Genomic DNA, 19967 nt, shown 5'->3' on the forward strand with positions numbered 1-19967 from the left:
GGGCGTCCTCGACCACCTGCAGCCCCTGCGCGCACGCGCTCCAGGCGTGCCCTTTACGCTTCGGCCCCCTCTGACCGCGGGGACTCCTGTTGCGGGGACTCCAGGCGGACGACGACCGACTTCGAGGTCGGGGTGTTGCTGACCTCCGCCGTGCTGTCCAGCGGCACGAGCACGTTGGTCTCGGGGAAGTAGGCCGCCGCGCAGCCGCGCGCCGTCGGGTAGGCGATGGTCCGGAAGGCGGGCGCGCGGCGCTCGGTGCCGTCCGTCCACTCCGACACCAGGTCGACGGTCGCGCCGTCGGCGAAGCCGAGCGCGGCGAGGTCGTCCGGGTGGACGAACACGACGCGGCGTCCGGCCTTGACGCCCCGGTACCGGTCGTCCAGTCCGTAGATCGTGGTGTTGTACTGGTCGTGGCTGCGGACGGTCTGGAGCAGCAGCCGCCCCTCCGGGACGCGCAGCACCTCCAGCGCGTTCGCGGTGAAGTTCGCCTTGCCGGTCGCGGTCGGGAAGCGGCGCTCGTCGCGCGGCGCGTGCGGCAGCGTGAACCCGTCCGGCTCGCGCACGCGCGCGTTGTAGTCGTCGAACCCGGGGACGACCCGCTCCACATGGTCGCGGATGACGTCGTAGTCGCGTTCCATCTTCTCCCAGCCGATGCCGTGCCGGTCGCCGAGCACCTGCCGGGCCAGCCCGGTGACGATCGCGACCTCGGACTTGAGCTGCGGGGACGCGGGCGCGAGCCGTCCGCGGGAGGCGTGCACCATGCCCATCGAGTCCTCGACCGAGACGAACTGCTCGCCGCCCGCCTGGACGTCCCGCTCGGTGCGGCCCAGCGCCGGCAGGATCAGCGCGCGCTCTCCGGTGACCGCGTGCGACCGGTTCAGCTTCGTCGACACCTGGACGGTGAGCCGGCAGCGGCGCATCGCCGCCTCCGTCACGTCCGAGTCCGGGGTGGCGCGGATGAAGTTGCCGCCCATCGCGAAGAACACCTTCGCCTTGCCGTCCCGCATCGCGCGGATCGCGTCGACGGTGTCCAGGCCGTGCTCACGCGGCGGCTCGAACCCGAACTCGGCGGCGAGCGCGTCCAGGAACTCGGGCTTCGGCTTCTCGTAGATCCCCATCGTCCGGTCGCCCTGGACGTTGGAGTGGCCGCGCACCGGGCACACGCCCGCGCCCGGACGGCCGATGTTGCCGCGCAGCAGCAGGAAGTTCACGACCTCCCGGATCGTCGGCACGGAGTTGCGGTGCTGCGTCAGGCCCATCGCCCAGCAGACCACGATCCGCTTCGCCGCGAGGACGTCGCCGAGCGTCGCGGCGATCTCGCCCCGGGTCAGGCCGGTCGCGGCGAGCACGTCGTCCCAGTCCAGGGCCTTGACGTGGTCGGCGAACGCGCCGAACCCGTGGGTGTGCTCCTCGACGAACGCACGGTCGACGGCGTCCGGGACGTCCGACTCGAGCAGCAGCCGGTTGAGCGCCTGGAACAGGGCCAGGTCGCCGTTCACCCGGATCTGCAGGAACCGGTCGGCGAGCCTGGTGCCCTTCCCGACCACGCCGGACGGCACCTGCGGGTTCTTGAACCGGATGAGCCCGGCCTCCGGCAGCGGGTTCACCGCGACGATCCGCGCGCCCGCCTTCTTCGCCTTCTCCAGAGCCGACAGCATGCGCGGATGGTTCGTCCCGGGGTTCTGCCCGACGACGAAGATCAGATCGGACCGGTAGAGGTCCTCCAGCAGCACCGAGCCCTTGCCGATGCCGATGGTCTCGGTCAGCGCCGACCCGGACGACTCGTGGCACATGTTCGAGCAGTCCGGCAGGTTGTTGGTGCCGAAGGCCCGGACGAACAGCTGGTAGGCGAACGCGGCCTCGTTGCTGGTGCGCCCGGAGGTGTAGAAGACGGCCTCGTCCGGGGAGCCGAGGTCGTTCAGCTCGCCCGCGACCAGGCCGAACGCCTCGTCCCAGGAGATCGGCTCGTAGTGCTCCGAGCCCGGGTTCCGCACCATCGGCTCGGTGAGCCGCCCCTGCCGGCCGAGCCAGTGGTCGGTGCGTCCGCCCAGCTCGTCGACGGTGTGCTCGGCGAAGAACTCGCGGGTGATCCGGCGGGTCGTGGCCTCCTCGGCGACGGCCTTCGCGCCGTTCTCGCAGAACTCGGCGGTGTGCCGGTGCCCGGGCTCCGGCCACGCGCAGCCGGGACAGTCGAACCCGTCCTTCTGGTTGACCTTGAGCAGGGTCAGCGCGGTGCGCTTCACGCCCATCTGCTCGTAGGAGTCGCGCAGCGCGGCCGTCACACCCGGCACGCCCGCCGCCCACCGCTTCGGCTTCACGATCTTCATCTCGGAGTCGTCGAAGTCGTCGCGCGGCGCCTCACGGCCCATCGTTCACACCCATTCTCGCCCTGGAACCGAATCCCTCCCACTCTCGCACCTTTTCGCCCCGATGCGGCACTCCCAGGCCCGCGACCTGCCCGAACGTCCCATCTGAGGGGGCTATTGCGGTGGGCCGGAGGCGAGTTGGACCTGCTGGGTGAGGGCCTGCCCGCCCGGCGCCTGGTAGGTGAGCGAGACCGTGTCGCCCGGGTGGTGGAGCAGCAGGAGGTCGGTGAGCGTGTTCGGGGAGTCGACCGGCGTGCCGTCCAGGGCGGTGATCACCGCGCCGGTGGGGAGGTTCAGCTGCTCGGCGGGGGAGTCCGGCAGCGTGGACGCCACCAGCGCGCCGCCGCCCTGCCCCGTCCCGCCCGCGCCCTGCCCGCCCTCGGCCGTCCGGACGTTGACGCCGAGCATCGCGGTCTGCCCGAGGTGCACCTTCGGGGCGCCCTTCCCCAGCCGGATGTCCTCGGCGATCGCCAGCGCCCGGTTGATCGGGATCGCGAAGCCGCGCCCGCTGTCCTTCTTGGTCATCTTGAAGTCGGCGGACGCGGCGGTGTCCATGCCGATCACCTCGCCGGAGGCGCTGAACAGCGGCCCGCCGGAGTCGCCCGGCCTGATCGCCGCGTCCGTCTCGATCAGCCCGGACAGTTTCTCGGACGAGCCGTCGGTGTCGTCCCGCGCGATGACCGCCTGGTCGAGCGCCGTCACCTTGCCCTTGGCGACCTTGGGCGCGCCGCCCTTGCCGCCCGCGTTGCCCTTCGCCGTGACCGGGTCGCCCTCGCCGACCTTGCCCGAGTCGCCGAACGCGGCGGGCTTGAGCCCGGTGTTCTTCGCGCCGGACAGCCGGATCACCGCGACGTCGTTCGACTTGTCGTAGCCGACCACGTGCGCGGTGTAGGTCTTGTGGGTGCGGGTGTCGGTCGCCTTGATGGAGGTCGCGCCCTGGATGACGTGGTTGTTGGTGAGCACCAGGCCGTCGGGGTTCAGGATGATGCCGGTGCCCGCGGCGAGCGTGCCACGGTAGCCGAGCTCGGTGTCGACGTTGACGATGCCGCCGCCGCGCACGCCCCCGGCCGGCCGGTGCGCCGCGTACGGCGAGGACGACTGGGTGGCCCCGGACGGGTCGCTCCCCGGACCCGCCAGGATCGGCCTCACCAGCAGGAAGGTCGCGAGACCCGCGAGCGCCAGCAGCACCAGCCAGCCCGCGGCCGAGCGGGACCCGCCGGGCTCGGGGACGTCGCGGTCCGGGACAGGGTGCATCACGCCTCCTCCGCGCCGCACGGACGCGGACGGCATACCCGCTGCGTCGCATTTACACCTTGGCGGCTCTACATCATGAAACGCACCGCGAACCGGAAATGTTCGGGATCGTGTGACAAGGAGGCCCGGATCACCGGATCCGGACATTCCCCGCGCGCACGTTTGGGGCGCGGCGTGCGCCGGGGACTCAGGAGGCGGGGGGTGACGGGACGCCGGACGGTGTTCGCGCGGGAGTGCGCGGGAGTGCCCGGGAGGTCAGGCCTCGGTGACGATCTGGTCGTAGGCGAGGCGGGGGTTGCGCGGGAACCAGGCGTCCGGGCCGGGCTTGCCCACGTTGACGACGGCGAGCGCCTCCTGGCCGGTGCCCTCGAGGAACTCGGCGCGGACGCCCTCGGCGTCGAACCCGCTCATCGGGCCCGCGGCGAGGCCCGCCGCGCGGATGCCGACGATGAGGTAGCCGAGCTGGAGGGCGGCGTTGAACTTCGCCATCCCCGCGCGGCCCGGGTTGGCCTCCATGGCGTCGCGCGCGCCCTCGGCGTGCGGGAAGACGGTCGGCAGGTGCTCGTGGAAGCCGGTGTCGGCGGCGACGATCAGCGTGAGCGGCGCGGCGGCCGTCTTCGGCCGGTTGCCCTCCCACATGTGCCCGACCAGCCGCTCGCGGGCCTCCGGGGTGCGCACGGCCACCAGGCGCATCGGCTGGCTGTTCATCGCCGTCGGCCCGAACTTGACCAGGTCGTAGATCGCCTGGAGCTGCTCGTCGGACACCGGCTCGTCGGCGAAGGTGTTGGCGGTGCGGGCCTCGCGGAACAGCAGGTCCTGGGCGTTCGCGTCGAGCGCGAGCGTGTCGGCGGTGCGGGCGTCGGGGTACAGGGCGGTCATCGCGAAGGCCTTTCTCGCTACTAACTATTGAAAGTTCAATCAACCTAACGCAGTCTCGTCCCGTGTTATGCCGGACGGGGTGTGGGAACCGTCACGTCACGTGATATCGCCAGGTCAGAGATGATCTCTCCGGCGGCTCAACCGCCCATGCCGGCGGACACGTAGAGGGTGACCCGCTCGCCCTCGGTCAGCACCGTGCCGTCCCCGGGGTAGCTGCGCACCACCGTCCCGGCACGCCGGAACGACGGGACCCTGATCACCGCGCCGACCGGGATGCGCAGCCCGGCCAGCCGCTCCGTCGCCGCCCGTGCGCCGAGCCCCGCCACCGGCGGCACCGTGACCAGGCCGTCCGCCCGTCCGACCTGGGTCGAGGTGACCGTCGCGGCCGGACCGTCCCCGCCCGGCCCGCCGCCCATCAGCAGCGTCAGGCCGAGCACCAGCCCGGCCGCGGCCGTCGCGCCGCCGCCGAGCAGCAGCATCGTCCTCCCCGGGATCTTCCCCTGCGGACGGCCCTCGGGCATCGCGCGCCCCCATCGCCGGGGGACGCCCCGATCGCGTCCCTCTGGCCGTTGGGACTCCGCTTCCCGAGATCGAGTTCACCGGACGCCCGACTCGGCATGAACGGGCCGGGCCGCCTGTCGCTTCGGGCGGGCCGGTCAGAACGGCAGCAGGAAGTGGATCTTCACCGAGTCCAGCATCAGCACCGCCCCCGTGCCGACCGCGGCGAGCAGCACCAGGCCCGCCGCCGACAGCCCGCCGAGGACCGACCAGCGGCCCACCTGGTACCCCAGCGGGACCAGCGCCGGGTCCCGGCCGCGCACCGGCCACGGCGCGCGCATCGGCGACGTCCCGGGCACCTCGTCGATCACGTCCGGGGAGGGCGCCGCGGCGGCCCCGGCGGGCGCGGGCGGCGTCGCCGACGCCAGCCCCGACGCCCAGAGCAGCAGGTCCGCGACCTCGCCCGGCGCGGTCGACAACCCCGACCCGAAGAACCGGACCTCGGCCGCGACCTGCTCCAGCGACCGCACCGAGTTGCCGAGCCCGACCTCGGCCAGCCAGTCGCGCAGCCCGGCCTCCGTGACCTCCCGGCCGACCTCGGTCTTGACCAGCAGGTCCAGCTTGGTGACGATCACGCCGATCCGCTTCTGGCGGCCCCGGTCCGGACGGGTGCGCAGCTCGTTCAGGACGCGTTGCAGCGTGTCGGCCGGGTCCTCCTCGGACGTCCCCGCCGACTCCTCGATCAGGTGCAGCTCGGACTCGCCCAGCGAGTGCCGGACGAACGGCAGCGCGAACGGGTCGACCACGAACAGCAGCGCCTCGCCGTGGTCCAGGTAGCGCAGCGACTCCACCTCGGTCGCGCCCGTGTAGTGCTCGCCCGCCGGGTCGAACAGGTACAGGATGCGGCGGACGCGGCCGGGCAGCTCGATGTCCAGCATCGTCGCGAGCGGCAGCTCGGGGCCGGTCTTGGCGGGCCGTCCGCCCGAGTTGAACACCTGGACCATCGCCGCGTACGCCTCGGCGTGCCGCCGTTCGACGAACGCCAGCCGCCCGTGCGCCGCGCGCGCACGCGTGTGCAGCGCCCGGATGCCGAGCACCATGAACGTGGTCTTCCCGGCCGCGGGCCCGCCCACGAACGGCAGCGGCTCGATCCGGACGCGGCCGATGCGCTCGGGCAGCCGTCCCTCGCAATGCGGGCAGTACGCCGCCAGCCGGAACCGGCCCAGCGGGACGGTCGTGGGCAGCCGCGTCCCGCACTTGCACACGTGCCGGAACGCGCCCGCCGCGCTCGGAGTCAGCCGCGGATGCCGGGCACCGCACCCGGGACACGCGTACACCGGAAGCCCGATCCGCTCGTAACAGAACGGATGCGGGCACGTCTGGAGGATCCGGCCGTACACCATGAACCCGCGCTCGACCGCCGCCAGCGCCAGCACGCACACCGACCACGCCGCGAGCCCGACCGCCGCGACCACCCCGTACAGGACGGTCAGCGCCAGCCCCAGCACCGCCGCCGGGACGGCCGCGACCGCGATCCCCGCGCACAACGCCAGCCAGAACGGGAACGTGAAGAAGCCCCACAACCCGCCGAACTGCAACCGGGTCAGCCGCGTGATCGCTCCACGCGCCGTCCCGTACACGCGCGGCACGACCGTCCTGGTGATCGTCCACCAGTCGCGCCACGCCTGCCCGAGCAGGTACGTCCGGTACGACACCGCGGGCTCGGCGACCGGCGACGGCCCCCCGCGCTCACGCGGCGTCAGCGCCCGGACGGCGTGCAGGTAGTACAACCCGAACGCGGAGATCCCCGCGGCGGCCACCACCGCCGGGAACAACACGGGGAACACCAGGATGAACCCGGCGTACATGACGGCGAGCCAGACCAGGGCCAGCAGTCCGAAGATGATGGCGGTGGGCATCCGGTCACCCCCGCTTCGCGTCGTCGAGCAGCGACTTCAGCGCCGCGCGCAGTTCGGGATCGGACGCGAACCGCGACTCCAGATGCCGCGCCGCCAGGAATCCGGACGCCGCGCCGCGCGCCCACTCCTCCAGCGCCGGTTCGCGCACGCCACGCGTCCGCAGCCGCAACGCCACCTCCACCAGCTCGTCCCGGCGCTCGCCGTCACCGCCCCGTCTGCGCCGCGCGCCCGGACCACCCGTCCAGTGCACGCCGAGCCGCGCCCGCGCCGTCGGCGACGCCGCCGCCAGCAGCTCCGCCCGGAACACCGCCCCGCGCCGCTCCAGCCGCTCGGCCGCGGACTCGAACGCCCGCACCGCGAGCCGTCCCGCGCGCGGCACACCGTCCAGCGCGCGCGCCGCGTCCACCGGCTTCTCCGCCGTCACCGCCTCCGCGTGCGCCCGAACGATCGCCGCGTCCGCGTCCGCCGCGCCTCCCGGAAGCACCGTCCGGACCCGCTCCGCGAGCCGCAACGTCGACGCCTCCGCCAGCCCGCCGTACCCTGCCGCGACCCGCATGAACGTCCGCGAAGGCAGCACCCCGAGCGCCGGATGCTCCGCACAGGCCTCGGGATGCGCCGCGACCAGCTCCAGGCACATCACGGGATCCGGCGGCTCCTCCCAGACCGTGCTCAGAACAGGATCGAGCTCCACCACACTGAGCCCGAGCCCCAGAAGCCGTCCCGTCACCGCGACCCGCCGCTCCGGCACCCGCCGTCCCACCGACGCCAGCACCTCCGCCGCGACCTCCGCCGGAACCCCACCCCCGAACGCATCGCTTCTGCCGAAGGCTTTCGGGGGAGTGAACGGCGCGCGCGCAGCGGTGTTCCTCTGGGGCTTTCCGGTGGCGTCGAACTCCTTGTAGAGCAGGTCGCAGGCGGCATCGGTGAGGACGGCCTTGCGAGTCGGCTCGTCCGCCGCGTGCAGGCCGTTCAGGACGCCTTCGAGCAGCGCGTCCCGATGCTCGGCGGGACACTCGGCGAACGCCTCGGGCAGGTCGGACGCCCCCGTCCGCACCCGGCCGGCCGCGGCGGCGACGATGTCCCCGCGCGGCGTGCCCTCGGCGGCGAGCCTGACGACCGAGATCAGATCGGGCGCCTGCGCAAGGGCGCGCGCCGCGCACTGCCCCGCGACCTCGGACGCGCCCGCCGCGTCCGCCCAGCGGTGCACGGCGAGCGCCAGGTCGTACCCCATCGACGGGACGCCGCGCACCAGGTCGCCCCACACCCAGTCGGGGATCGCGGTGCCGTGCCGGGTGAGCAGATCCGCCGCCCCGGCCTCCTCGTCCTCCGGGACGCCGTGCTCGCCCCGGCACAGCGCGAGCAGCCCGGCCGCCCGGTCCAGGACGGCCGGATCCGGCGCGTCGGGCGACGTGCCCGAACCGAGCAGCGCGAGCTCGGCCAGCGCGTCCAGCCCGGCGAAGTCGGCGTCACGCCAGCAGGCGGCGACGGTCCGTGCGAACCGTCCCGCCCCGCTGCCGCCCTGGACGGGCCGGTCGAGCGGAACCGCGGGCGAGGTGCGCTGCGCGGATGCCCACACGTCCGGCGTCGTCCCGACCAGCCGCTGCGGCGCGCCGTCCGGGTCGGCGCTGTAGGTCACGAACGACAGCGCGGACGCCGCCGCGACCGGCAGCGAGTACGACACGACCGCGATCCACCGCGCGACGAGCTCGATGTCGGACGAGACCAGCACCACCCGCCCGTGCCCCCGCCCGAGGACGGCCACCACCGCGTCCACGATCCGCGCGAGCCGCTCGAAGGCCTCGTCCGCGTCGACCTCGGACGCGAGCCAGGCGGCCAGCGAGTCCGGGTCCAGCCCCTCGTCGGGCACGAGTTCGTCCACCTCGGGCAGGTCGGTCTCGGACGCGGGAAGGTCGCTCCACAACGGCGCGTGCCACAGCTCGACCGGACGGACGCCCTCCAGCTCGTCCGGGTCGGCGACCACCGCGTGCGCGAAGAAGTTGCCGTACCGCCCGGAGTAGTCACGCCCCAGGTAGCGGCAGCGCAGCAGCAGCGGACGCCCGTCCACCCGGTCGTACAGCAGCGACACCGGGAACCGGTCGAGCTCGTCGTCGGCGGGCGACAGCGGCGCCTCCGGCGGCGGACGGTACGACACGTGCGGCGTGATGCGCGCCCGCATCCCGTCCGGCAGCCCCGGGGTCTCCGCGACGAACTGGAACCCCGACCGGCCGGTCGGCCCGCGCCGCGCCGAGGTGTAGTGCAGCTGCCAAGCCATCGCCGTTCTCACCTGAACTTCCGCATGTTGCTCCAACCTTCGAGCCCAGGAGCACGTCGGGGAGGAAAGGGGATATCCACAGGAGTGGCCCAGCACTGCAGGGACCACCCACCAGTACCGCGCGGCGGGAGGCTCGGCGCGCATTCGCCACGCAAATTGGCATCTCCCTTACAAAGGGTGCTCGCTCTCGTAAAGTTGCAGTCATGAGAACGGCGTACAAGTGCCGCGCCTACCCGGATGCTGAGCAAGCGGCACTGCTGAACCGCACCTTTGGGTGCGTGCGCCTTGTGTGGAACAAGACTCTCGCCGAGAGGAACCGTGCCTACCATGCCGAAGGGAAACGGACGCCCTACAGGGAGACCGACGCTGCTCTGACGACCTGGAAACGTAGCGGCGAGCTGGCGTTCCTCGGCGAGGTTTCCAGCGTTCCGCTGCAGCAAACGCTGCGGCACCAACATGCCGCGTTCGTCAACTTCTTCGCAGGCCGTGCCAGGTACCCGCGTTTCAAGCGCCGAACGGCGCGGCAGTCCGCGCACTTCACGCGTTCGGCGTTCCGCATGCACGGCGGTGAGCTGAGGCTGGCGAAGACCGATACGCCGCTGCGGTTCGTGTGGTCCTTCGACGAAGTGGAGGTGAGCGCTCTCAACCCGACCATGGTCGTGGTCTCCCGCGATCCGGACGGCCGGTGGTATGTGTCGTTCGCCGTGGACACGGACGCGCCCGAACCGCTTCCTGAGACCGGGCATGCGATCGGCGTGGACCTCGGTCTGAAGGACCTTGTGGTGACCAGTGATGGTGACCGCATCCCCAACCCGCGCACGCTGGAACGAAAAGCCCGCAACCTGGCCCGCTACCAGCGGCGCCTGGCCCGATGTCGCAAAGGTGGCAACAATCGCCGGAAGGCCCAGGCCAAAGTCGCCCGGGCCCACCGCAAGGTGCGCAACGCCCGGCGTGACCACCTGCATCGCGCCAGCACCAGACTGGTTCGCGGAGCCGACACGATCGTGATCGAAGACCTCGCGGTCACCAACATGGTGAAGAACCGTCGCCTCGCCCGCTCGATATCCGATGCAGGCTGGGGGGAGTTTCGGCGGCAACTGGAGTACAAAGCCGAACGCCACGGCCGCCGGGTCGTGGTGATCGACCGCTGGTACCCCTCCTCCAAGACCTGCTCGTCCTGCGGGCACGTGCTCGGTGAGCTGAGCCTGTCCACACGGCACTGGACGTGCCCCAACTGCCGCGCCCGGCATGACCGGGACCTGAACGCGGCCAAGAACATTCTTGCGGCCGGTCTGGTCGTGGCTGGGGACGGCCCCGGCAAGGTCTGTGGAGCTGATGTGAGACGGCAAGGGTCCTCCCTTCCGCGATCGGCTGTGAAGCAGAAACCCTCCGCGGCGCGAGCCGCCGGAACCCCCTCCCGCTAGGGAGGGGAGGACGTCAATCCCCGTCGAGCATGCCGAAGCGATGGAGCAGCCAGAGCAGTGGGTCTTCCGCGCGGTAGGGGCGGACGCCGCCCGCGCCGACGCGGTCGCCTTCGGGCATGGAGCCGAGGGCGGACAGGCCGAACAGGGCGTAGTCGGCGTACTGCTGCGACAGGAACAGGTCGAGCTGGCCCGCGTTCCAGTCGTGCAGCAGGGCCCTGACCTGCTCGTTCACCGCGGACCGGTCGTCCAGGTCGAGGACGCCGGAGCCGGAGCGGGAGCGGTGCAGGGCGGACTGCCGCGACACCGCCGGGCCGAGCGCGTCGATCTTCGTCAGCGCGACCGCGACCGGGACCGGGAGGCGCTCGCCCGGACGCAGGCCGTGCCGCAGGCGCAGCGCCTCGGTGACGCGGGCGATGATGTTGATCGGCTCGCTGTCCGGGTCCTCGCCGAGGGTGCCCTCGCGGGTCTGCGCCTCGTCGGCCAGCGCGTTGTGCGCGCCGGGCAGCTCCAGCGGGTCGACGAGGAAGATGATCGCGTCGGCCGCCTCCAGGTACCGCAGGTGCAGGTCGCGGACCTCGCGGCTGCGCAGGTCCTCACCGGCGGTGTCGAACAGGACCAGGGCCAGCGCGTCGTGCTTGGCGCGCCCCATCCCGGCCAGCGGCGTGCGCGCCAGCTTCGACGGACGGGTGCGGGTCAGCAGGTACACCAGCGGCTCGCGCGGCGCGGTCGCGGCGCTCGCCGTGGTCGGCAGCAGCCGCCGCTCCTCCAGCAGCGGACGCGCGAAGTCCCGCTTGTACCGTTCGATCGTCCGGTCGTCGCACGCGACGAGCGAGGTGTCGAGTTCGGTGCCGACCCGGTTCATCAGCTCGTGCAGCAGGACGGCGATGTAGGTCGACTTGCCCGCGTTCTTCGCGCCGACGAGCGCGACGATGCGCCCGGGGGAGTCGCAGTACGCCGTCGGCAGCGGGTTGTGGCACTCGGGGCAGACGCGGTTGTGCGTCGGCTGCTCGCAGTCCGGGCAGTCGGCGCGTCCGCCCGAGCGCGGCGGCGCGGCGAACACCGGCGGCAGGGACGCGCCCGCCGTGGAGCCGGTGTAGGCGGCGAGCTCCTGGTCGAGCACGGGAGCGCAGCCCTGCCGGCGGCCCACCTGGCCGCGGCAGCGGAACGGGATCCGCTGCGGACTGATCTCCACGAAGCAGTACGGGCAGGTGATCTCCTGCCGGGCGAGGCCGGGCAGGCTCACCCGGGACGCTAGGGACACCGGCTCCTCCTGGGGGCGTTTACCGGGGGCTGTGCAGATGACGGACCGGGGGGTCGGTCAATTCGACCACGGTGTCATCCGTGAAGCAGCGTAGCCAGTACTCGCCCGCGGGCCGAGGCAGCGGCACGGTGAGTTCTCCCGGAACCGGCACCTGCGTCCACGAGCCGAGGGTCTCGCCGTCGGTCGGGCGGTGCGGCATGACCCGTCCGCGCCGCAGGACGAGCTCCAGCGAACCGACCCGCATCGGACGCTCCGCCGACAGCTTCACGGTGAGCGCCCGCTTCCACGGCGGCCCGGTGCGCTCCAGCTCGTACTGGACGAGCGTGCGCGCCTGCACCTCGGCGATGACCGGCGTGCCGACGACCCGCTGGTCGTCGGCGGTGCTCACGGAGGCGACGGCCAGCTCGACCGGCTCGGCCTCCGGCACCTCCACGCGCAGACCGCCCTGCGCCTCGTAGGCGGCGCGGGTCACCGCGACCCGCTCGGGCGCGGCGGTCGGGAGCCGTCCGGCCTCGATGCGCCCGGCCGACACCAGGTTCGCCTCGATCCGTCCGGTGGCGATCGCGTCCACGCCGATCCGCCAGCTCAGCTCGACCTCGGCGACCTCGTCGGGCCAGTCGAACCCGACGTGCACGACGTCGCCGCGCCGCTCGGCGACCAGGCGGCGGGGCGGCGGCAGGTTCACGTGGCGGTGCTGCGCGCCGACCGCGGCGGTGCCCTCGGCGACGGTGACCGCGAGCAGCCAGCCGCCGCGTCCGGGCTTGACCAGGATCCCGTCGGAGGTCACCGCGTTCGGGATCCGCCGGGACGCCCTCCGCACGTCCTCGATCGGGAGGATCGCGCTGCGCGGCCACTCGGGCTGCGCCTCCAGCAGGACGATCTCGGGGTTGCCGTGCCCCGGACGCTCGAACCGGACGAGGATCTCGTCGTCCTCGCCCGCCGACGCGTCCACGGTGATGTCGTAGACCGGCTCCGGCGGCGCGGACGGCGTGACCGACAGCCGGACGCCCGGCGTGGTCACCTCGCGGCCTTGTTCGTCCAGGTAGACGGCGCAGATCCGGTAGTGGTGCGTCGTGCCGTTCGGGACCCGTTCGGAGAACCCCTCGCGGCCCGCGGGGACGGCCCGCTCGCCGCCCCGGTCGGCGCGGAACACCGCGATCCGCGCGGCCTCCGGCGGGCATCGCCAGCGGCCGGTCACCGTGCCGTCCCCGGGCGCCACCTCCACCTCGCGCGGCTCCGGCCGCACCAGGATCGGTCCCGCGACGGTCGGCGGCGCGGCGGCCTCGCCCCGCACCGCGATCACCACGTAGTACAGGTGGACGTTGACCGGCGGGTCGTCGTCCCTGGTCAGTGGCACCGGCTCGCCGTCGGCGGGACCGTGCGGCGGACGGTCCCGGCGGCGCACCATGTGGTACAGCACCTCGCCCGCCGTGGACGGCGACGCCTCCCACACCAGCCGCACCGAGGGTTCCGGGTCGGCGTGCACCGTCGCGATCAGGGACTCCACCGGCTTCGGCGGCAGCCGCTTCTGGTGGTCGGCCGCGCCCGGCAGGTCCCGGACCAGCTTCAACGCGTCCGCGAGGAGTCGCCACGCGCGGTCGGTGTCCGGCTCGTTCGCCGCGGCCTCCCGCAGCTGCGTCGCCGTCGTCACGCGGTGCCGGGCCTCGGCCGCGAGGACCGCGACGTCCTCGGGAAGGTCGCTTCCGGCGGCCGCGTGCCGCCCGCTCCCGCGAGTGCCACCTGCGGCGTGCGCGCCGCCTGCGCCGCTCGAGCCGTCCGCAGGGCCTGCGGCGGACGGGTTCCTTGAGGGTGCGGACGGGCCGGGGTCGGTGAGGGCTCGGGCGAACTCGGCGGCGGCGTAGATCTCGCCCGCGTCGAGGAGCTCGCGGAGGCGGTCGGCGGGGCCCGGCTGCGGGGGACCGGCGGCGGCCGGGGCCTGCTCGCGCAGGACGGCGAAGACCAGGCGGCGCGCGTCCGACGCGTCCACGCCCAGTTCCTCGGTCGCGTGCCGCAGCAGCGCGCGCTCGGACGCGCGCTGCCGGAGCCGCTCGCGCAGCCGGTCGACGACGTCGAAGCGGATCAGGTCGGTCAGATGGGCACGGGTGTCCTCGCCCTGCCCGGCGCGCAGCGCCGCCAGGACGGTCTGGGCGTGCGTGGTGCTCGTGTCCCGGCTGCGCCGCGCCCATTCGGCGGCGACGGCCGCGACCGCCTCCGCCGACGGGATCAGCGGCCCGCCGTCCCGTCCGGCGGCGGCGAAGCCGTCCAGGACCCGCATCGGGCCGCCGAGCCGTCCGCCGAACAGGAAGTCGGCCAGGTTGCGGCGGCCCAGGACGTCCAGCGACTCGCGGACCTTGGGGTAGGCGGCGTACGGCGGCGCGGCGGGCAGGGCGTCCGGCTCGCGGACCTCGATCCGGCCGGACGCGAGCGCGGACAGCTCCGCGCCCGTCACCCCGGCCGTCCGGGCGATGTCCTCCAGCTCGCCGGGCGTGACCATCTGGATGAGGCCGCCGGCGTCGGCGAGCCGCGCGGCCGCGACCTCCATCCGGCGCCGGGACCGCGCCTGCCCGCCCGCGAGCCGCTGCCGCAGCGGGTTCAGGTCGCCGCGCTCGGCCGCGGTGAAGACCGGGGCGAGCTCGCGGTGCTCGGCCTCGAGCCGGTCCACGAGCTTGCGGTACTTCAGCTGCCCGCGCGCCCGCCGCCAGCACTGCCGGACCTGCTTGACCCGCGCCGCGACGGCCTCCGGGGTGGGCTGCTCGGGCAGCGCGTACCGGACCCGGAGGTCCTCCGGCGGCTGGTCGCCCGCCGCCCGCGCCGGCTCCAGCACCTCACGCTGGTAGGCCGCGTCGAAGCCCTGCCCGGACTGCTGCCCACCGGTCGTCATCGCGCGCTCAGCTCACCTTCACCCGGGAGAGCGCGGTGCGGGACCGCTCGACGTCCTCCTCGGACATCCCGCCGACGTCGACCTTCAGCTCCAGCCGCTCGCCGGTCTCCTTCTCCACGGCGGCGACGTTGAGCAGCCCGGACGCGTCGAGCTCGAAGGTCACCCCGATCGGCCAGCCGGCCTGCTTGCCGTCCGGGATCCGGATCTGCCCGGTCGCGATCTCGGAGTTGTCGACCAGCTCGGCCGACTCGACCGACCCGGCCTGCTCCATCACCCGGACGTCGGCGGAGGTCTGCTCGTCGTGGACGGTGTAGAAGTCCTCGGTGTGCGCGGCGGGCAGCTCGTCGTTGGCGTGCACCAGGTGCGCGACGTGCTCGACGCCGCTGTCGCGGTCGACGACGACGATGCCGAACGCGTGCGACGCGACGGTCAGGATCCGGCGGTTGGCGATCTGCGCCTTCTGGTCGGCCGACAGCCCGGCGCGTCCGGCCATCTCCTCGGCCTGCTCGTCCTCACCGGCCGCGAGCAGCCGCCGGTAGGTCTCCTCGAACGCGTACAGCGCCGCGCCCTTGGCGACCGCGAGGTCGGGGTCCTGCAGGCGCGGGTTCAGGCCGAGCTCGGTGGACAGCCGCGCCGCGACGACCGGCATCTTGGTGGAGCCGCCGACCAGGACCAGGTCGTCGAAGTCCTCGACGCCCTTCTCGCGGGCGGTCTCCAGCGTCCGGCCGGTGATCTCGATGGTGCGGTCCAGCAGGTCGCGGGTCAGCTCCTCGAGGCGCTCGCGGGTGATCTCGATGGTCGCGCTGCGCCCGTCGTGCATCACCCGGACGGTGTGCGCGGTGCGGTTGGTCAGCGACTTCTTGGCGTCCTCGGCGTCCCGGCGGAGCTGCTGCTCGGACTGCCGGTCGTCCAGCGGGTCGCCCGCGTCCGGGTGCTCGGCGCGGAACCGCTCGGCCAGGTACTCCACCAGGCGGGCGTCCCAGTCGGCGCCGCCCAGCTCGTGGTCGCCGTCGGTGCAGATGACCTCGATGTGCCCGCCGCGCAGTGTGATGACCGTGGTGTCGAAGGTGCCGCCGCCGAGGTCGTACACCAGGATCGTGCGGTCCTGCTCGGGGTTGAGGACGCCGTAGGTGATCGCTGCGGCGATCGGCTCGGACACGATGTCGATGACGTTGAGCCCGGCGATCCGGCCCGCCTTGCGGGTCGCGTCGCGCTCGGCCGCGCCGAAGTAGGCGGGGACGGTCACGACCACGTCCCGCGCGTCCTCGCCGGACTGGGTGCGCGCGTCGGTGACCAGCTTCAGCAGGATGAACGCCGACAGCTCCTCGGGGGTGTACTCGATCCCCTGGATGTCGCGGGCCACCTCGCGGCCCATGTCCCGCTTGACCAGGCTGACGACGTTCTCGGGCTCCAGGACCGCGGTGTCCTTCGCGGTCTGCCCGACCACCACGTTGTCCTCGCTCTCGAAGTACACCACCGAGGGTGTGGTGTCGGTGCCCTCCAGGTTCCGCAGGACCGCGGGGCGTCCCACGTCGTCGATGGAGGCAATGCAGGAGTAGGTGGTTCCCAGGTCGATCCCGTAGACAGCCATATCCTCTTCACCTATCGCTACCGGGGTGCGGGCGGTCCGGTCCGGGCGGTCAGCGCGCCGACCGTCGATGACCATCGTCTCGCTCCGTCCGCCGCCGCGCATCGCTCTTGACCGACTTCCCGACACGGACCTCGGCCTTCCGGACGACCCGGTCGCCCTTCTCGAACCCGTCCGTCAGGACGGCGAGGACGGTCCCGTCGCGGTCCGGATCGTCCACCTCCACCCGCTCCACGGGGCGGTGGCGGGACGCGTCGTAGAGCTGGCCCGGCTCGACCTCGAACCGGACGGATCCGGTCCTGGCGAGGGCGTCGGCGACCTCGTTCGCGCAGTCGCCGAGCAGCTTGGCGGCCTGCTCGGGCTCCGGCGGGGACGCGGCGGCCTGCCGCAGTGTGTCGTGGACCTTGTACAGCGCCGCGCGGACCGGTTCAAGCATCGACTCGAGCTCGCCGCGCCGCAGCCGCTGGTTCTCCTCGTGCAGCCGGTCGATGACCGACTCGCGGTGGGCGGCGCGGTCGGCCTCGCGGTCGAGGCGTCCGAGTAGGTCGCGCAGCGCGTCGCGGACCTCGCGGGCGGCGGCTGCCGCCTCCCCGGTCCCGGTCGCGCCGGTGTCGTCGTCCGGAACGTCCGCGTCCGTGTTGTTCTCTGTGTGTTCTGTCGTCGTGTCGTCGTCCGGGGACGGCGCGGACGCCGTCTCGTCGGCCTCGGTCTCGGCCCCGGAGGCTCCGTTGGCGGCGGTGGCTTCCGCCGACCCGGTCGGTGGCCGTCGGTCCCGTGACCCCGCGCTGACTTCCCGCTTCCGATCGCTCGACACGTTGAGTCACCTTAATGGGACGAACCTCGCAGGCATAGGGCGCGCTTGACGGCGCCCTGACATTTCCGCGACGGAACCTGGACCGCCGTCCGACTTCTCCGCCTGCGGGCGGCGGTTCCGGGCGACGGAAACGCGTGCCCGCGACCTCCTGACGTCGGAGAACGTCGTGCCGGGTGTCCTGGCCGCCACAGTTTCGGCGACCGGTCGCACCGTGGCGGCGAAGAAACGTCCAAAGAAGTCGAAACCGGACGCGGTGGGCGTGCGTCTACTTTCTCGGACACGGTCCCCGTCCGCGGCGGCGCGGTCGCGCTCGGGGCCGTGTCCCTTGTTCCGGACGGGCCGCACGGGCGGTGCCCGTCGTGCCATGCCGAATGGGTAACAGTCCGCAGACATCGGTGTTTGTTTGTGATTCCCTTCCGGGTGACCGAGCGAGCCCGACGACGAACCCCCTTGCGGATGTGGTCCCCTTGAACGGTGCCTCCGATGTCTTCGCGATCCCTCTGGAGGACGAGGCGTACCTCGTGTACGCGCCCCTGCACGGCGTGGCCTTCGCCTCGACGAAAGGGCTGGTGGCGGCCCTGTCCGACGTCCTGGCCCGTGAGGACGGTGAGGACGGTGAGCGCGGAGACGAGAGTGTGGTCGCCTTCGCGCGCGAGACCGGGTTGCTGGGCGGGCCGCCGCCGCTCCCCGTCACGCGGCGCCGGGGCACGCCCTCGCCGACCGAGGTCACGCTGTTCCTGACGACGGCGTGCAATCTGCGCTGCACCTACTGCTATGCGTCCGCCGGTGACGCTCCCGCCACGTACATGAGCCTGGACGTGGCGAAACGCGCCATCGACTTCGTCATCGCCAACGCCGAACGCGAGAACGCGCCGTTCGCCGGAGTGCACTTCCACGGCGGCGGCGAGCCCAGCGTCCACTGGAACCTGATGACCGAGTCCCTCGCGTACGCGCGCGAACGCGCCGGGGACCTGCGGGTCATCTCGTCCTCGGCGGGGAACGGCGTGTTCACCGACCGGCAGATCGACTGGATGATCGCCAACCTGGACGGCGGCATGAGCCTGTCGTTCGACGGTCTGCCCGAGGTCCACGACCGGCACCGTCCGACCGTGCGGGGCACCGGGTCGAGCGGGCGCGTCATGCACACCATGCGGCGCTTCTCCGACGCGGGCTACCCGTACGCGGTGCGGCTGACCGTCACCGCCGAGCAGATCCCGCTGCTGCCGGACTCGGTCGAGTTCGTCCTGGCGAACTTCACGCCCGCGCGCGTCCAGGTCGAGCCCGCCTACCAGCTCGGACGGCACGAGGGCGAGCCCGACGCCGAGACCGGGGACTTCATCGAGGCGTACCGGGAGGCGCAGGCCCGCGCCGCCCGCCACGGTCACGAGCTGTCCTACAGCGCGGCGCGCGTCGGCACCCTCACGAACCACTTCTGCGGCGTCACCCAGGACAACTTCTGCGTCACGCCCGCGGGCAACGTGTCGGCGTGCTTCGAGGCGTTCTCCGAGGACAACGAGTTCGCGGACGTCTTCTTCTACGGGTCGTCCGCGCCGTCCGGGACGAGCGGATACTCCTTCGACCTGGACGCGCTGGACCGGCTGCGCGACCTGGGCGTCGAGCACCGGTCGTTCTGTGACGGCTGCTTCGCGAAATGGAACTGTGCGGGCGACTGCTACCACAAGTCCTTGGCGGCGAACGGACGCGGCGAGTTCGCCGGGTCGCAGCGCTGCCACATCACCCGGGAACTGGTGAAGGACCAGCTCCTCGCCCGCATCGCCGCATCGGGCGGCCTCGTCTGGCGCGACGGCCGCGAGGACGTTCCCTGTGCCGTTCACGGAGGCGCGAATGAGTGACGTCATGCTGCCCTGGCCCGAGCCGCGCCGTCCCAGGAAGGACGGGGAGGAGGGCGTCCGGAAGGACGCCCCGAAGGCGGCGCCGCACTACGAGCTGCGGCAGGTGCTGGACGACGGTTCGGCCGGCCCGGTCGAGGTGCTTCCGATCGTCAGGCCGCCCTGGGAGGCGAAGGCGGGACGGCGTGGTTTCCTCGGCGCGGGGATCGCGTCGTCGGTCGCGGCGGCCCTGCTGCTCAGCGCGTGCGGTGACCGTTCGAACGGGCCGTCCGGCGACACCGACAGTCCCGGTGATTCGGGCGGCCCGAGTGACTCGCCGTCCGACACGCCCTACTCGCCACCGGATTCGCCGTATTCGCCCCCGCAGTACACGCCTCCTGCCAATCCGCCCGACAACGGAGGCGGCGGTGTGGGCGGCGGACGGATCTGCACCTGCAACAAGGTCTGCACCTGCATCCCTGTCTGCCAGGCGCACCGGCTTTTGGACGGCGATCCGGTCGTCCGGCGCATGGCGGAGACGGTCATCGTTGCGATGGGCCCGGCCGAGCTGGCCTACCTGCGGTGGGCGGCGGACGAGGCCGATGAGCCGCTCCGCGCGCGCATCGGGGAACTCATCGCCGAGGTGGAGGGTGGGCGCGTCCTGCAGCCCGGTGACCTGAGCTGCTTCGAGTGCGCGCCGTACGCCGACTCTGACGACCCGGTCGTCGCGCTCATGGCCGCGCAGGTGCTCATGCTGCGCGCGCTGTCCCTCGGGACGGGCCTGACCGGCGGCCTCGCCGTCCGCACCGCGGAGGTTCTGCGCGCGGGGAAGGCCCTGCACACCGAACGGGCCCCTGCCTGGAGCGGTGCCTGACCGGCTGGAAGGGGGGCGAGGGCGGAGCCGCGCCCCGGGGGACGGCCGTGGTGGCGGCCGTCCCCGCCGCGTGTCCGGGCCATAGCCTACGATTCGGGATGTCTCGGA

The 19967-nt window shown here is 72.9% G+C and carries 13 protein-coding genes; 3 read left to right on the forward strand and 10 right to left on the reverse strand.

What is annotated here, in order from left to right; translation table 11 throughout:
* Positions 1-53 precede the first annotated feature (53 nt).
* From AB0L06_RS39540 to AB0L06_RS39565, 6 genes are all read right to left on the reverse strand, one after another.
* Entirely contained in the window at positions 54-2369 is a 2316-nt protein-coding gene (locus AB0L06_RS39540) for an FdhF/YdeP family oxidoreductase (protein WP_500236429.1), read from the reverse strand.
* A 111-nt stretch (positions 2370-2480) separates the two neighbouring features.
* Positions 2481-3620 carry a S1C family serine protease gene (locus tag AB0L06_RS39545; RefSeq protein ID WP_500236431.1) on the reverse strand — a complete coding sequence of 380 codons (1140 nt, stop codon included), beginning with the start codon at positions 3618-3620 and terminating at the stop codon, positions 2481-2483.
* A gap of 255 nt (positions 3621-3875) precedes the next feature.
* The gene (locus AB0L06_RS39550) at positions 3876-4499 is read right to left on the reverse strand and encodes a malonic semialdehyde reductase (RefSeq protein WP_500236433.1); all 624 of its coding nucleotides are present in this window, start codon (positions 4497-4499) and stop codon (positions 3876-3878) included.
* 137 nt (positions 4500-4636) lie between these two features.
* Positions 4637-5020 (reverse strand): PASTA domain-containing protein, encoded by a 384-nt coding sequence (locus AB0L06_RS39555; protein WP_500236434.1) that lies wholly within the window; start codon positions 5018-5020, stop codon positions 4637-4639.
* Between the two features lie 135 nt (positions 5021-5155).
* Positions 5156-6916 carry a TRAFAC clade GTPase domain-containing protein gene (locus AB0L06_RS39560; protein ID WP_500236435.1) on the reverse strand — a complete coding sequence of 587 codons (1761 nt, stop codon included), beginning with the start codon at positions 6914-6916 and terminating at the stop codon, positions 5156-5158.
* Between the two features lie 4 nt (positions 6917-6920).
* Entirely contained in the window at positions 6921-9188 is a 2268-nt protein-coding gene (locus AB0L06_RS39565; protein WP_500236437.1) for a GAP1-N2 domain-containing protein, read from the reverse strand.
* A 203-nt stretch (positions 9189-9391) separates the two neighbouring features.
* Here AB0L06_RS39565 and AB0L06_RS39570 point away from each other — a divergent pair, with 203 nt between their 5' ends.
* Positions 9392-10612 carry an RNA-guided endonuclease InsQ/TnpB family protein gene (locus tag AB0L06_RS39570; RefSeq protein ID WP_500236439.1) on the forward strand — a complete coding sequence of 407 codons (1221 nt, stop codon included), beginning with the start codon at positions 9392-9394 and terminating at the stop codon, positions 10610-10612.
* A gap of 13 nt (positions 10613-10625) precedes the next feature.
* Here AB0L06_RS39570 and AB0L06_RS39575 read toward each other — a convergent pair whose 3' ends face one another.
* From AB0L06_RS39575 to AB0L06_RS39590, 4 genes are read right to left on the reverse strand one after another with little or no spacing between them, the layout of a single operon-like run.
* Complete coding sequence (locus AB0L06_RS39575; protein WP_500236441.1) at positions 10626-11873, reverse strand: TRAFAC clade GTPase domain-containing protein; 1248 nt, start codon at positions 11871-11873, stop codon at positions 10626-10628.
* Between the two features lie 19 nt (positions 11874-11892).
* Positions 11893-14754, reverse strand: a complete 2862-nt coding sequence (locus AB0L06_RS39580; protein ID WP_500236442.1) for a SaeA-related protein — start codon at positions 14752-14754, stop codon at positions 11893-11895.
* Positions 14755-14761: 7 nt separating this feature from the next.
* On the reverse strand, positions 14762-16345 hold the full coding sequence (locus AB0L06_RS39585; RefSeq protein WP_500236444.1) for an Hsp70 family protein: 1584 nt from the start codon (positions 16343-16345) through the stop codon (positions 14762-14764).
* Between the two features lie 49 nt (positions 16346-16394).
* Complete coding sequence (locus AB0L06_RS39590) at positions 16395-17156, reverse strand: nucleotide exchange factor GrpE (protein WP_500236446.1); 762 nt, start codon at positions 17154-17156, stop codon at positions 16395-16397.
* A gap of 467 nt (positions 17157-17623) precedes the next feature.
* Here AB0L06_RS39590 and AB0L06_RS39595 point away from each other — a divergent pair, with 467 nt between their 5' ends.
* Both AB0L06_RS39595 and AB0L06_RS39600 read left to right on the forward strand, forming a co-directional pair.
* Positions 17624-19009, forward strand: a complete 1386-nt coding sequence (locus tag AB0L06_RS39595; RefSeq protein ID WP_500236448.1) for a radical SAM protein — start codon at positions 17624-17626, stop codon at positions 19007-19009.
* A complete protein-coding gene (locus AB0L06_RS39600; protein WP_500236449.1) occupies positions 19002-19859 on the forward strand; it encodes a hypothetical protein in 858 nt (285 codons plus the stop codon). Before AB0L06_RS39595 ends, AB0L06_RS39600 begins: the two co-directional genes overlap by 8 nt.
* Positions 19860-19967: the final 108 nt, after the last annotated feature.

Origin of the sequence: Spirillospora sp. NPDC052269 (genome assembly GCF_040679435.1) — a bacterium.
Classification (GTDB): Bacteria; Actinomycetota; Actinomycetes; order Streptosporangiales; family Streptosporangiaceae; genus Spirillospora.

What these genes read in the sequence shown, in the direction of transcription:
- AB0L06_RS39540 (WP_500236429.1), bottom strand. Translation starts at nt 2,369, where the DNA reads ATGGGCCGTGAGGCGCCGCGCGACGACTTCGACGACTCCGAGATGAAG.
- AB0L06_RS39570 (WP_500236439.1), top strand. Translation starts at nt 9,392, where the DNA reads ATGAGAACGGCGTACAAGTGCCGCGCCTACCCGGATGCTGAGCAAGCG.
- AB0L06_RS39555 (WP_500236434.1), bottom strand. Translation starts at nt 5,020, where the DNA reads ATGCCCGAGGGCCGTCCGCAGGGGAAGATCCCGGGGAGGACGATGCTG.
- AB0L06_RS39550 (WP_500236433.1), bottom strand. Translation starts at nt 4,499, where the DNA reads ATGACCGCCCTGTACCCCGACGCCCGCACCGCCGACACGCTCGCGCTC.
- AB0L06_RS39545 (WP_500236431.1), bottom strand. Translation starts at nt 3,620, where the DNA reads ATGCACCCTGTCCCGGACCGCGACGTCCCCGAGCCCGGCGGGTCCCGC.
- AB0L06_RS39585 (WP_500236444.1), bottom strand. Translation starts at nt 16,345, where the DNA reads ATGGCTGTCTACGGGATCGACCTGGGAACCACCTACTCCTGCATTGCC.
- AB0L06_RS39560 (WP_500236435.1), bottom strand. Translation starts at nt 6,916, where the DNA reads ATGCCCACCGCCATCATCTTCGGACTGCTGGCCCTGGTCTGGCTCGCC.
- AB0L06_RS39600 (WP_500236449.1), top strand. Translation starts at nt 19,002, where the DNA reads ATGAGTGACGTCATGCTGCCCTGGCCCGAGCCGCGCCGTCCCAGGAAG.
- AB0L06_RS39565 (WP_500236437.1), bottom strand. Translation starts at nt 9,188, where the DNA reads ATGGCTTGGCAGCTGCACTACACCTCGGCGCGGCGCGGGCCGACCGGC.
- AB0L06_RS39580 (WP_500236442.1), bottom strand. Translation starts at nt 14,754, where the DNA reads ATGACGACCGGTGGGCAGCAGTCCGGGCAGGGCTTCGACGCGGCCTAC.